The following is a 12,665-nucleotide window of genomic DNA, read 5'->3' as shown; positions in this document are numbered from 1 at the left end:
ATGGCTGAGTCAGCAAACACCACCGGCAGATATATTGTGCTGCTGCAGCATGGCCGAACCGAAGACGGCATACGGGATTTACAGCGCATTGCCGGCGCGTCCATTATGACATCCGACAGCCAGGCAGCCCGACCATCCCAGACGCTGGAACTCAATTGTGCTCTTGTTTTTGATCATATCGACGCCGCGCTGATCCGTTGTGAAACGGCGGCCGGCGATGCAATATACGCAGCTTCGCAACAGGGGCAGAGCAATATTCTGATGATTGAGCCTGAGCGTAGCGTACATGCTATTACGATACCTACCAATCCGACCCTGGGCCCGGCACAGGACGAAGCCGACCCGAACGCGACCTGGGGGGTACGCGCCTGTGGCGCCGATCACTCTGATTACACCGGCCAGGGTATCCGCCTGGCCGTTCTGGATACCGGTCTGGATTTGCAGCATCCGGATTTTGCGCAACGGCAGATTGAGTCGCGCTCCTTTGTCACCGGCGCCGACGTTCAGGATGAAAACGGTCATGGCACGCATTGCGCTGGCATTGCGGCAGGGAACCTGCAGCCGGCTACCGGCCCTCGCTACGGGGTAGCCGGGCAAGCACAACTATATATTGGCAAGGTACTGGGCAATGATGGTAGCGGTGGCGATGGCAGTGTGCTTGACGGGATCAACTGGGCGGTTGGCGTGGGCTGTGAGATTATTTCCCTGTCTTTGGGCAGTCCGGCCAGAGAAGGGGACAGCTATTCGCCCATTTTTGAAGAGGTCGCAAAGCGCGCGCTGGCCGCCGGCACATTGATTATCGCTGCGGCCGGCAATGAAAGCCAGCGGCCCGAACATATCGCACCCGTTTCGCATCCTGCCAATTGTCCGTCTATTGTCGCCGTGGCAGCGCTTGATGAGCATATGGCGATTGCACCTTTTTCCTGCGGTGGCCTGCACGAGGATGGCGGGCAGGTGGACATTGCCGCGCCGGGTGTCGCTGTGCTGTCTTCCTGGCCCGGTCCGAAAAATTACAATACCATCAGTGGCACCAGCATGGCCACGCCGTTTGTTGCCGGCGTAGCCGCGCTGTTTGCCCAGGCAGACCCGGCCACAAGGGGGAGTGTGCTGCGCGATCGCGTGCTGCAAAATGCGCGGCCGTTGCCGCTGCCGCAACGCGATGCAGGGCGCGGACTGGTTCAGGCGCCCGGCCATGAGGCTGTTGTCAATGGCCGGGGCAAAGCCAGGTAAATGAGCGGGCGCACACAGAACAGGAGAGGGCGATGACTCGCATTACGCTGACTGTACTGGTTAAGGAAACGTACAGGGATCGTTTTTCGGTTGTGGTCGAAGGCTGTCGCCGGCAGGGCATGGCGGTTGAACGGGAAATGATGGCCCTGGGCTTATTTTCCGGCAATATCGAGTCCGATAAGCTGACCGGGCTCCACGCTGTAGAAGGGGTCGCTGCCGTCGAGGCAGATCGACCCATCCGACCGTACTGCTAGCTTCGGGTAAAAAGACAGTCAGTCGCCGGCGGTGAGTCCCGTGATGCCCGACCTAGGGCAAAGGTGACCTTGTAAGAAATGGGGCAGCATGCTGGCGTGGATCGCACCTGGCCAATATTAAAAACCGCAACCAGAAAAAAAACCGCAGCCGGAAATCGGCCATGCAAGCGCTGAGGCGTTGTAACAATACGCCATTCAATCTAAATGCCAATGAGAATAGTTTACATTAGCGATCAATTCGGTTACAGTGCAACGATATCACCGTGTTTTTTATACCGTCTGTTGCCTGATCTGCAGATCAGCTACGTTTAACCGGCATTTTTCTTATGAATTCTTCACATCGCACCCGGTCTGTCTGCGCGGCCAGTGTCATTTTTCTTTCCGCACTGGCAAGCGCTTCGGCATGGGCTCATAATCCGGTTGCTTCCTGTAAAGCAGTGGGCGCAGACAAGGTTCTGTGCAAGGGCGGCTTTTCCGATGGTTCGGCAGCCCCTGGCGTCACACTGGATGTGATTTCCTACGATGAAAAAGTGCTGCTTCCCGGCAAATTGTCCCAGGATTCCACGCTGGAATTTGTGAAGCCTGATCAGGAGTTTTACATCCTGTTCGATGCGGGTCCGGGCCATGTGGTAGAGATCGACCAGAGCGAGATCACGCAATGACGGTTCAGGCCATCCGGCCAGCCGGTGCGGGACATGAAACTGCAGCCGTTCTGGCCGCATGCGCAGTCATCGTATTGCTTGCAACGCTCACCATCGTGTTGCGTACAACAAGTGCGCCGGTATCGCAGATTCAGGCAGGCCAGGTCGATGCGCGTCATGGCCTGACAGCAGCGGAGCAGGGTGTGTATGCAGATCTGCTGGTTGCTGCCCAGGAGATCGGGCTCGCGCAAACACCCCCACAGGTCAGTGATCTGGCCGAGCAGATGATTCCGCCCTTTGTGACGGATGCCTCCACAGAGCGGCGCGGTGGCCATGATTGGCAAATGAAGCAGGATGGGCAGATGGTGGCTTATATCGGTGTGACTCATGCACCAGATACTGCAGGCTCGATGCTGCTACGTATGACGCCCCCAACAGACGCCACTGCCCATGCGGATCAGCAGGACAGTACGGTTCAGGTCTGGCTGCAAAAAGACACAGGCAGGCCGGCTCATCTGCCCACTGCCTTAACGGCGGACAGTCTGGCTCAGGAAGGCTGGCAGCAGGTTGTCTCGCAATTTGATGCCGGCGCGACTCGCCACCAACACTAGTGCAGCAGCACTCAACCTATTTTTATCAATACACATGAAGTCTATTTTGCTGTCAGTTTTTGCCGGTCGGGTTCGTGCCCTGTCTTGTTTTTTTGCGGCTCACTGCTCCTGCTGGGGCTCTGCAGCGTTGCCGATGCCAAAGCGTTGCGCATCGGCATTACCCTGCATCCCTACTATAGCTATGTGGCCAATATTGTCGGCGACCGGGCCCAGGTGGTGCCGCTGATACCCGCCGGCTTTAATCCCCATGCGTATGAGCCAAGGGCCGAAGATATCAAACGCATCAATGACATGGATGTGATTGTGGTTAACGGTATCGGTCACGATGATTTTGCCGACCGCATGATCCAGTCCAGTGATAATCCCCAAGTACCGCTGATCGAGGCGAATGCCAATGTCCCCTTGCTGGCCGCAACGGGTTCGGCCGCTCGTGCAGGTAGTGGGGCGTCATCAGGCAAGATTGTGAATCCACATACCTTTCTGTCGGTAACGGGTTCCATCGCCCAGGTGAACACCATTGCGCGTGAGCTGGCGAAGATGGATCCGGACAATGGCCCGACCTATCTGCAAAACGCCCGTGAGTACACAAAGAAGCTGCGCACCCTGCGCGCCCAGGCGCTGCAGCGCCTGGCCAGCGTGCCTGCGGGGGCCATGCGCGTGGCGACGATCCATGGTGCCTATGATTACCTGCTGCGTGAATTCGGCCTGGAAGTGACGGCAGTAGTTGAGCCTGCGCACGGCATTGAACCCAGCCCGGCTCAGCTCAAGGGTACGATCGATCAGTTAAAGTCGCTGGACGTGAATGTGATTTTTTCGGAAATGGATTTTCCATCCACCTATGTCGATACGATTCGCAATGAAACCGGCGTTCGACTTTATCCGCTGACGCATATTTCCTATGGTGAATACTCGGCCGACAAGCTCGAGAATGAGACCGCCAAGAACCTGGACACCGTGGTGCGGGCGATGCAGGAGTCCGGCAAATGACAGGGCCGGCTATCGACATGCAACAGGTCGGACTCACGCTTGGGCAGACCCGGATTCTGTACGATATAGATCTACATGTGGCGCCTGGCAGTGTTCATGCACTGATCGGCCCGAACGGCGCTGGTAAAAGCTCTTTGATCAAAACGCTGATGGGGCAAATGCCGCATCAGGGCACGCTGACACTCACCTGGCCAGCGGAGCCGGGCGTTATTGGCTATGTTCCACAGGCACTGGAGTTTGACCGAACCCTGCCCATGACAGTCAATGATTTCATGGGGGTGCTGACACAGCGCCGACCGGCGTTTTTCGGTTTATCCTCGCGTAATACGCGGGCGATTGATGAGGCCCTGATGCGCGTGGGCATGCAGCACAAGCGCAAGCGGCGCATGGGTGCCCTGTCAGGAGGAGAGCGCCAGCGCATCATGCTGGCACAGGCACTTATCCCCGCTCCGTCACTGCTGGTACTCGATGAGCCCATGGCAGCACTGGATGAAGCCGGCGTTGCGGTCTTTGAGGAGTTGCTTGCTTACTGGCGTAGAAACCACGTCACCGTATTGTGGGTGGAGCATGATCTGGATGCCGTCAGGCGTCTGGCCGACCGGGTGACCGGACTGAATCACCGCGTGGTATGTGATGGCGAGCCGGCTCGGGTTCTGTCTACCGAGCAACTGCTGACGCTCTTCTCTGCCCATCCAGGCATGAATACCCAGGCGACTGCGCCCGTCGTGTCCGGCCAGACCAGGGTGGCGGCATGATTTTCGATACGATTCGCACGCTGTTGCAGCAATGGGCTCAGGACGGGGCACTGCCGCAAATGTTTACCTATGGCTTCGTGGTCAATGCCTTTATGGCCGGCCTGATCATCGGGCCTTTGCTGGGTGGGCTGGGTACGCTGGTGGTGGTCAAGCGCTTTGCCTTTTTCTCCGAGGCGGTGGGTCATGCGGCCATGACCGGTGTGGCTATCGGCATTCTTGTCGGTGAACCGTATACAGGTCCTTATGGCAGTCTGTTCGGGTTTTGTCTGTTATTCGGTATCTTGCTGAATTATCTGCGCAACCGTACTGGCCTGGCTTCCGACACGCTTATCGGGGTTTTTCTGTCTATTTCACTGGCGCTGGGTGGCAGCCTGCTGTTGCTGCTGGCAGGCAGGATCAATGTTCATATTCTGGAAAACGTACTGTTCGGTTCGGTGCTAACGGTCTCGTCCCAGGACCTGGTGGTCCTGAGCATTATCGGGTTGCTGACGGCATGCCTGGCGCTGTTCAACTATAACCATCTGATCTTGTCCAGCTTCAACGTGCAGCTGGCCGCCCTGCGCAAAGTACGTACCACATTGATGGATTATCTGTTTGTGGTGCTGGTCACGCTGGTCACTGTTGCCGCCGTCAAGGTCATTGGCGCCATCCTGGTGGGTGCATTGCTGGTGATCCCGGCCGCCACCGCAAGAATTCTGGCGCAATCGATGCGCGGCTTTTTCTGGCTTTCCATCGTCATTGCGATTGTCAGTACTCTGCTGGGTATTCTGTTGCCCATTCAGTTCGCTTTACCGGTACCTTCGGGCGCGGCCATCATTCTGGTTGCCGGTAGCGTGTTTATCGTCTCGGCGCTGGCCAGGGGATTTATCCCTGCATTGAAAGGAACAACGGCATGAAGCCGATCGCTGTCTCTCCCCTTCGTTTTTCTCAACTGCGGCTGGCATTGCTGGCCCTATGCATGACAACCGCGCTGGTGCCACCGGCTCAGGCCCAGGATAAAGTTCAGCCACGCAGCCCTGGCGGTGCAGAAGCGGCAGTTCAAGGCAAGAGCGCACCTGGCTCCGCATCTGCTGTGACCGCAGCGCCAGCATCCGCGGGTGCTCCTGCACAGAAGCAGCAGGCAACCACAGTCGTGGCAGCGCATCCGGTGATCTACGGGCTGCTTGAAGCGTTGACCCAGGGTAGCGCCATTGTGCCGGGCCGGGCAACGCCCGCCAATCTGCCTGCATCCCGTCATTATGCGTATCTGTCGGGTCGTGGCGCGAAAGCGTTTGATCGCATCGTGAGCAATGCTGATGCGGTGGTGCATCTGCGTTCTATCTGGCCGGATGATCCGCTCTATCCACTGGCACGAAAACATAATATCCGTGTGATTGAAATTGATGCGGCCAATCCGGTAGATCATAGTCTGCCCGGTATTGCCGCTGCCACAGACAAGAACACCGCAGCAGACTATCCGTGGCTCAATCCGGTCAATATGGGCAGGATGGCCGACATTATTGCATCTGACATTATCCGCCTTGAGCCAGCTGCCAAAGACAAGGTAGAGGCCAATCTGGCGTCCTTGCGTCAGCGCCTGATGGCACTGAATGCCCGGGTGGAATCTGCGTTGCTGGATGCGCCAAGCCTGTCTGTCGTGGTGTTATCGCCGCGCTTGCAGACACTGGCTGGTGCCTTCAATCTGGATATCGTGCCGGTGACCATGCCGTCCGAGTGGAATGCACAGGCCCTGGCCGAGCTGGGTAAAACCATCAGCGACAATGGCGTGCAGACAGTGCTATTGCATGAAGCCCCCGGCGCGCAAGTGATGGCGGCGATTACCGGTGCAGGCGCTAAATCAGTCGTGGTGGAAACGGATGGCAATGATCCGGTGGCCGTGCTGGAGGCCGCCGCCAGGCAACTGGTTACGGCACTGTCTGCCGGCAGCACGAGCTGATGCGGGACACATGCATTATGTTGATGACATCTGAATGGTTTGGCGAGGTGAGGTAAACATGGCCAAGAAAAAATCCAAAGCCAAGGTCTGGTTTCTGATCCATAGCTGGCTGGCATTGCCGATTTGGGGCTTTATCTTTTTCGTTTGCCTGACCGGCAGTATTGCGACGGTCAGTCAGGAGATTGAGTGGCTGGCCAGCCCGATGGTGCGAGCCAATCCGCCTGCCGGCAATCCCAGAATGCTCACTTATGACGAGGTACTGGCGCGCGTAGAGAAAGCCCATCCGGGATCGGTGGTCAAATCCATCCGTCGTCCGGTTAAATCGCAGTTTGCTCTTACCGTGAACACCAGTTATCAGGATGGCAAGTCTGGGCGCTTGTATGTCAATCCCTACACCGGCGAGATTCAGGGCCAGATTTCCGGTTTCGATTTTCGGCAGTTTGTACGTGCATTGCATGGCTGGTTGCTGGTACCGTTCACCAATGGTTTTGCCTGGGGCTGGTATGCCGTGGCATTGCTGGGTATTCCCATGCTGATATCGCTGATCACCGGGCTGGTGGTGTATAAGCGATTCTGGCGCGGCTACCTGAAGCCCCGGCTGCGTATCGGACAGGGCGCGCGCATTTTCTGGGGGGATTTTCACAGGCTGGCAGGAATCTGGTCTGTGCCTTTCATCGCCATTATCAGTGTGACTGCCATCTGGTTCCTGATCGAAGCCATTCTGTTTGACAACAGTATTTCCATTTCAACGGCACCGCCGCCGGCCATGGTGCAACGCCAGGATGTACCCACACGCACGGATGGCTCCACCAGGAGCCTGCTGCTATCGCCGGATCAGGCGGTGGCAAAGGCCAAAGACCATTTCCCGGATATGCAGGCCGAGTCCATTTTCCTGCCAGCCAATGCCTATAGTCACTATACGGTGATGGGGCGTAGCAGTTATCCGCTCATTCTTGAGCGCGCATCGGTCAACCCCTATACCGGTAATGTTGATGCTTCCCGTACCGTATCGGATTATTCCGGCCTGGAGCTGGTGACCGAATCCATGCGTCCATTGCATACCGGAGATTTTGCCGGGCTCTGGCTCAAACTGGTGTATTTCTTTTTTGGTGTGCTGTTAACCATGATGGTGCTGTCGGGAATGTTGATCTGGACCAAGCGAACCGCAAAGGAAACCGCCGGTATGATTCGTGAGCACCGCGAGTCGCGCCGGAAAGAGGTAACAGCCAGCCATAGCGGCCGGCCATCGTCAGCGGCAGCGGGCGGGCAGTTTATGGAAACAGAGAAGGGTACATCATGAATAGTCAGGCACAGGCAATTCGCTCTGAATCACCGTCGGCCCTCAAGATCTGGTGGTATCGCTGGCGCTTTCACATCAGTGTACTAGCCATCCTGATCCCGCTGTGCTTCGTGCCGCGCTATCTCAAAGATCAGGCGCTGTTCTCGGGTGATCTGGGATTGGGGGTGCATGATCTGGGGACCAAAAAAGTGGGACCATGGGAAGTGCAAATGGCCGAGTTTGACGCTTTGCCACCAAGACGCGACGGGACAGCCGGTTTTGTGAAAACTTTTTCGGTGTCGCTGTGCGAATCGTGCCGCAAGGACATTCGCGCTGTTTACCTGCGGGTGGGCAAGCCGCGCAGTCTGCGCACTGCCGGTGCCATTGGCTTTGGCAGTGTTTACAATATGCAGATCGGCGTGCTGATTCCTAAGGATACCCGGCCCGATGCCCAGTTGTGGTTGACCGCGGAAGGCTGGGATGGTTCATCGCATTCCACCTCATTTGCCCTGGCCGAGGCATCGCCGGTTACGATCAAATGGCTGGGGCAGCGCTAAAGCAAAACGACTATGAGCGATCTGCGCACCTTGCCCGGTGACTGGCTGCAGTATTATCAGGAGTTGCTAAGAACCTGGACACGTCGTACCGGTTCAAGGCAGGATGCGGAAGATGCCACGCATGATGTCCTGGCCATGGCATTGGAAGGAAAATTAAAAACCTCCCCGGTTCACCCCAAGGGGTTTTTACATCGCTGTGTGCGCAACCGCCTGACCGACCAGCATCGTCGGGGCAACATACTCGATACCTTACCCTTGCATCACTTGCACGAAGATGATCAGCCAGCCGTAGATGATCCGGATAGTCATATTCGCCATACGCAGTTGCTTGACAGTCTGACAGAGGCACTGGCAGAATTGCCCTTAAAATGCCGTCAGGTCTTTATCTGGCAGAAGCTCGAGGGCTATTCCCAGGAGGAAATCGCCAAGCGGCTGGATATTTCCGTCAATATGGTGCAAAAATACATGATCCGGGCATTGCATCATCTGCGTGATCGACTTCAGGATTATTCCCCATATTGAATTCAGGTTTTATTATTGTTCATTCGTCTTACTCGAAAGAAGGGTATGCATTGTGTAGTTACCCTAAAAGGAGCCGGGCATTCGGTTAGCTAAGGCATGACAGATCCGCTACATATCCCCCCGGACGATCCGCGTGAGGCGGCCGCCTGGTGGTTCACCCTTGTCCGTGCAGGAAAATGTTCGCAGGAGCAACTGGCTGCGCTGCAGCTGTGGCGCCAGGCCAATCCGGCGCACGACAGGGAATACCGGGCGATGGAGCAACTGTGGCAATGGGCCGATCACGTACCTGCCCGCCAGATGCGAGCGCTGGCAGCAGAGCCTCACGACACACAGCGGCGTTTCTTCGCCTCCCGGCGTGGTTTTGTGGCGGCCGGGCTGGCTGCCTGTACGGCCATGACGGTGGGGGCGGGGCTGGTGTTTTACAACGACTGGCAGGATGGAAAAAAAATCCAGCTGGAGACAGCACGTGGCGAACGACGTACAGAATACCTGCCCGATGGCACCCGCCTGGATCTGAACACCGCCTCTTCGCTTACGTTTCGGGTAAGCAACGGGAAACGATTGGTCGAGTTGCTGCACGGCGACGTGATGTTTGATGTTGCGCATGATCCGGCGCATCCGTTTTATGTGATCACTGCTGTCGGTTGCATAAAGGTAGTGGGAACGCGATTCAATGTGCGGATGGAACAGCCGCTGGACGTATTGGTTGCGGTTGAGTCGGGCGTTGTTTCGGTAAGAGCAGAGGCAACGCCTGTGGCCCGCTCGGTGAAACTGATGCCATCCATGTCTACCCATATCACTGCATCGGGTGTGAGTACACCGCAGAATGAAGACGTGGCGGTACTTACTGCCTGGCGCCAGGGTAAAGTGATATTTCGCAATCGCCCTTTGGCGTCAGTGGTCAGTGAGATGAACCGATATCTTCCTGAACCTATGGTCGTTGCTGATCCGCGACTCGAACGGCTACCGGTAGCCGGTGTCTTCAATGTCGACGACTTGCCTGCGTTTCTTGACGCACTTCCTCAAAGCCTTCCCTTGCGCGTTGTGCGGAGCGACCGCGGGGGTATCCGTTTGTTCATGCGTTGACGCTTGTCAACAGACGCAAGCTGATCTAATTCATCCAGCTGGTATCGCCAGTACGGTTGCCGCTATATTTGATGCTGGCCGCAGTGTTCGCGAAAAAGGACTACACGTGCAGGCACCGTCCCCTAAAAATAAATCGGAAATGCAGTCAGGTTTTTTGGCCTGCCATTCGTCTTACCAGAAATAGCAGCGTTGCCAACAACGCCAGGCGCACGCAATTGCAAATGCAATAGTGGTGTCGTCCTGTTTTTAAATTCAAGGTAATTCGTCGTGGCTCAAATTCAATCGTTATTCTCTACTCGACCGGTGCCAGTTAGTGACTCCACCGTATCCGCTACTTATGTTGCAGTGACGCTTGCGGCCACTGTTGCTCTGACGTTTTCCGTCGCTGCGCATGCACAACAGCGAGCTGTGCCTATCACGATCGGCCCGCAACCGTTGAGTGATGCATTATTGAAGTTGGGTCAGCAAACCAATTTGCAGTTTATTTACCAGGCGTCATTGCTGCAGGGGTTGAATACCCGTGGCGTAAAGGGCACGCTTACTCCTGAACAGGCGCTGGACCAATTGCTATCGGGTAGCTCGCTACGTTACAGTCGACAGGGCAATACGATTACGTTAATACAACGCGCACAGCCGCAGGTTGCTGCTACTGCCGCAGCTGTGGATGATGTGACGCAGTTGGGCGCCATTGTTGCGGAAACGTACGCCGATCCTGGTATAACGGAAGGGTCCGGGTCTTATACCAGCCAGGCAATGGGGTCATCAACCCGCCTGTCGCTGTCACCGCGGGAAACGCCGCAGTCGGTAACAGTCATGACCCGCCAGCGCATGGACGATCAGGGGATTACGCAATTATCCGATCTGGTGCAGCAAACGCCGGGGCTGGCAATGGACTCAGCCGGGAACGCGGGTTCCGATTCAAGTATGATTTACTCTCGCGGTTTCGAAATTGATAATTATCTGATTGATGGTGTGGGACAGGTCAACAGTAATTACAGCAGTATTTTTCAGACCAGCGATATGGCGCTTTTCGACCGAGTTGAAATTGTGCGGGGCGCCACCGGACTGATGAGCGGACTGGGTTCGCCAGGTGGTGCGCTGAATATGATCAGAAAAAAACCGACACAGGAATTTCAGGCGCTGGCAAAACTGGAGATGGGTTCCTGGGATCACTACCGTTCTGAAGTCGATGTTGCTACACCATTGAACGAAGAGGGCACCGTGCGAGGTCGCGTCGTTGGCGTGATTCAGAACAATCATTCATATCTTGAACGGTTACGCGAAAAAAAGCGGATATTCTATGCGACGGTAGAGGCCGACCTGACGCCGTCCACCCTTGCCAGAATGGGGTTTTCCTATCTGGAAGATAATATCACCGGACACGCTAGATCGGGCCGGCCCGGTTTTTTTTCCGATGGTATGCGGACCGAGTGGAGTCGATCCGACAGCGCCGCAGCAGACTGGGCCTTTTCCAAACGTCGCAATCAATCGTTTTTTGTTTCTCTCGAACATCGTTTTGAAAATGACTGGCTTGTCAAAGGTACCTATAACTATGCCTCCAGTCGTTATAACGAAGTGATTGGTTACGCTGCAGGTGGTTATCCGAATCGAGAAAGCGGTCAGGGCGTGTCGATCTGGGCGGGGCGCTGGGCCGGCAAGCCCAGGCAGAACAGCCTGGATATCTACGCTACCGGACCGTATACGCTGTTCGGACGACGTCACGACCTGGTCGTGGGCGCCACATTAACGCATACAGAAGAAGCGACGCCTACCTATGGCTTGTGGCGTTTCAACGGCTGGGATGGTGCCATCAGCAATATTGACGACTGGGATGGCAGTACGCCTGGCGCGCCGGTCAACCCGGCCAGTGGCAGAATGCATATCCGCGAAAAATCAGCCAGCGCGTACATCACTACGCGCCTGCGACCTGCAGATGACCTGTCGGTGATTCTTGGTGCGCGCATGACGTCCTGGGATAATGATAAACGCAATTACGATCTGGCTGGTGCCGAGACCTCTGCCGTATTGCAGGCTGAGCATGACAAGCTGACACCTTACGTTGGTATTGTGTATGACATCAGCAAAGCATGGTCCCTTTATGCAGGCTATACCTCTATTTTTAAACCTCAGACCTATCAGGACACCAGCGGCAATTATCTCAAGCCATTGCTGGGCAATAGCTATGAGTTCGGAGTTAAGGGCAGCTTGCTGGATGATCGTCTGAATGTGAGCGCCGCGGTTTTCTACCTCAAGCAGGACAATCTGGGTGTTGCCCTGCCGGGTGAGTATGCGCCGAACGGCAACAGCGCTTACGAGTCGGTCTCCGGAGCACGAACCCGTGGTTTTGAACTGGAAGTGTCGGGTGAGGTACTGCCCAACTGGCAACTGTCAGCCGGTTTTACGCGCAGCGTGAGCAAGGATAAAGACGGTGGCGTGCTCAGCACTGAAGTGGCGCAGAACGTATTCAAACTGTTCACCACCTATCACATGCCGAATGTTGGCAACGGCCTCACGCTGGGCGCCGGCGTGCGCACGCAAAGTGCTATCTATCAGGATGGCAGGGGCCCCAATGGTGAGCGCTTTACACAGAAGGGCTATGCCGTTGTTGATTTGATGGGTCGCTATGCGATCACAGATAAAGTATCGGCTTACGTGAATGTCTACAATTTGCTGGACAAAAAATATTATTCCGGTGTGGGTACCGCGTACTACGGGGCACCGCTTTCGATGAAGGTGGGTCTGGATATCCGTTATTGACAGTCGCCGTTAGTGGTATCGACCTGTTGAACAATGCAATGCGCATCAGA

At 56.0% G+C, this 12,665-nt stretch carries 13 protein-coding genes; all 13 read left to right on the top strand.

The features are described from left to right. The 13 genes from MIM_RS13525 (at position 1) to MIM_RS13465 (ending at position 12,615) form a co-directional block, all read left to right on the top strand. Complete coding sequence (locus tag MIM_RS13525; protein ID WP_042070332.1) at positions 1-1,230, top strand: S8 family serine peptidase; 1,230 nt, start codon at positions 1-3, stop codon at positions 1,228-1,230. 32 nt (positions 1,231-1,262) lie between these two features. Next, a complete protein-coding gene (locus MIM_RS13520; protein WP_025373291.1) occupies positions 1,263-1,484 on the top strand; it encodes a hypothetical protein in 222 nt (73 codons plus the stop codon). A 326-nt stretch (positions 1,485-1,810) separates the two neighbouring features. Further along, positions 1,811-2,146, top strand: a complete 336-nt coding sequence (locus tag MIM_RS13515) for a hypothetical protein (RefSeq protein WP_025373290.1) — start codon at positions 1,811-1,813, stop codon at positions 2,144-2,146. Beyond that, positions 2,143-2,736 carry a DUF6162 family protein gene (locus MIM_RS13510; protein WP_025373289.1) on the top strand — a complete coding sequence of 198 codons (594 nt, stop codon included), beginning with the start codon at positions 2,143-2,145 and terminating at the stop codon, positions 2,734-2,736. The genes MIM_RS13515 and MIM_RS13510 overlap by 4 nt, the downstream gene beginning before the upstream one ends. Before the next feature lie 84 nt (positions 2,737-2,820). Next, complete coding sequence (locus tag MIM_RS13505) at positions 2,821-3,723, top strand: metal ABC transporter solute-binding protein, Zn/Mn family (RefSeq protein ID WP_025373288.1); 903 nt, start codon at positions 2,821-2,823, stop codon at positions 3,721-3,723. Further along, complete coding sequence (locus MIM_RS13500) at positions 3,720-4,478, top strand: metal ABC transporter ATP-binding protein (protein WP_025373287.1); 759 nt, start codon at positions 3,720-3,722, stop codon at positions 4,476-4,478. Before MIM_RS13505 ends, MIM_RS13500 begins: the two co-directional genes overlap by 4 nt. Further along, entirely contained in the window at positions 4,475-5,374 is a 900-nt protein-coding gene (locus MIM_RS13495; protein WP_025373286.1) for a metal ABC transporter permease, read from the top strand. Before MIM_RS13500 ends, MIM_RS13495 begins: the two co-directional genes overlap by 4 nt. Beyond that, positions 5,371-6,414 carry a metal ABC transporter solute-binding protein, Zn/Mn family gene (locus MIM_RS13490; protein WP_025373285.1) on the top strand — a complete coding sequence of 348 codons (1,044 nt, stop codon included), beginning with the start codon at positions 5,371-5,373 and terminating at the stop codon, positions 6,412-6,414. Before MIM_RS13495 ends, MIM_RS13490 begins: the two co-directional genes overlap by 4 nt. A gap of 58 nt (positions 6,415-6,472) precedes the next feature. Further along, positions 6,473-7,714 (top strand): PepSY-associated TM helix domain-containing protein, encoded by a 1,242-nt coding sequence (locus MIM_RS13485; RefSeq protein ID WP_025373284.1) that lies wholly within the window; start codon positions 6,473-6,475, stop codon positions 7,712-7,714. After that, a complete protein-coding gene (locus MIM_RS13480) occupies positions 7,711-8,250 on the top strand; it encodes a hypothetical protein (protein WP_025373283.1) in 540 nt (179 codons plus the stop codon). Before MIM_RS13485 ends, MIM_RS13480 begins: the two co-directional genes overlap by 4 nt. A 12-nt stretch (positions 8,251-8,262) precedes the next feature. Next, positions 8,263-8,772: a sigma-70 family RNA polymerase sigma factor gene (locus MIM_RS13475; RefSeq protein ID WP_025373282.1), complete on the top strand. Its 510-nt coding sequence runs from the start codon at positions 8,263-8,265 to the stop codon at positions 8,770-8,772. 96 nt (positions 8,773-8,868) lie between these two features. Then, the gene (locus MIM_RS13470; protein WP_025373281.1) at positions 8,869-9,858 is read left to right on the top strand and encodes a FecR family protein; all 990 of its coding nucleotides are present in this window, start codon (positions 8,869-8,871) and stop codon (positions 9,856-9,858) included. Between the two features lie 267 nt (positions 9,859-10,125). Continuing rightward, positions 10,126-12,615, top strand: a complete 2,490-nt coding sequence (locus MIM_RS13465; protein ID WP_144084648.1) for a TonB-dependent siderophore receptor — start codon at positions 10,126-10,128, stop codon at positions 12,613-12,615. Positions 12,616-12,665 lie beyond the last annotated feature (50 nt).

This window comes from Advenella mimigardefordensis DPN7, assembly GCF_000521505.1.
GTDB classification, from domain to species: domain Bacteria; phylum Pseudomonadota; class Gammaproteobacteria; order Burkholderiales; family Burkholderiaceae_B; genus Advenella; species Advenella mimigardefordensis.
This window is presented reverse-complemented; position numbering and strand designations above follow the sequence as displayed.

Excerpts from the sequence above, each read along its gene's own strand:
- MIM_RS13480 (WP_025373283.1), top strand. The coding sequence starts at position 7,711 with ATGAATAGTCAGGCACAGGCAATTCGCTCTGAATCACCGTCGGCCCTC.
- MIM_RS13500 (WP_025373287.1), top strand. The coding sequence starts at position 3,720 with ATGACAGGGCCGGCTATCGACATGCAACAGGTCGGACTCACGCTTGGG.
- MIM_RS13490 (WP_025373285.1), top strand. The coding sequence starts at position 5,371 with ATGAAGCCGATCGCTGTCTCTCCCCTTCGTTTTTCTCAACTGCGGCTG.
- MIM_RS13525 (WP_042070332.1), top strand. The coding sequence starts at position 1 with ATGGCTGAGTCAGCAAACACCACCGGCAGATATATTGTGCTGCTGCAG.
- MIM_RS13510 (WP_025373289.1), top strand. The coding sequence starts at position 2,143 with ATGACGGTTCAGGCCATCCGGCCAGCCGGTGCGGGACATGAAACTGCA.
- MIM_RS13520 (WP_025373291.1), top strand. The coding sequence starts at position 1,263 with ATGACTCGCATTACGCTGACTGTACTGGTTAAGGAAACGTACAGGGAT.
- MIM_RS13485 (WP_025373284.1), top strand. The coding sequence starts at position 6,473 with ATGGCCAAGAAAAAATCCAAAGCCAAGGTCTGGTTTCTGATCCATAGC.
- MIM_RS13475 (WP_025373282.1), top strand. The coding sequence starts at position 8,263 with ATGAGCGATCTGCGCACCTTGCCCGGTGACTGGCTGCAGTATTATCAG.
- MIM_RS13470 (WP_025373281.1), top strand. The coding sequence starts at position 8,869 with ATGACAGATCCGCTACATATCCCCCCGGACGATCCGCGTGAGGCGGCC.
- MIM_RS13515 (WP_025373290.1), top strand. The coding sequence starts at position 1,811 with ATGAATTCTTCACATCGCACCCGGTCTGTCTGCGCGGCCAGTGTCATT.
- MIM_RS13495 (WP_025373286.1), top strand. The coding sequence starts at position 4,475 with ATGATTTTCGATACGATTCGCACGCTGTTGCAGCAATGGGCTCAGGAC.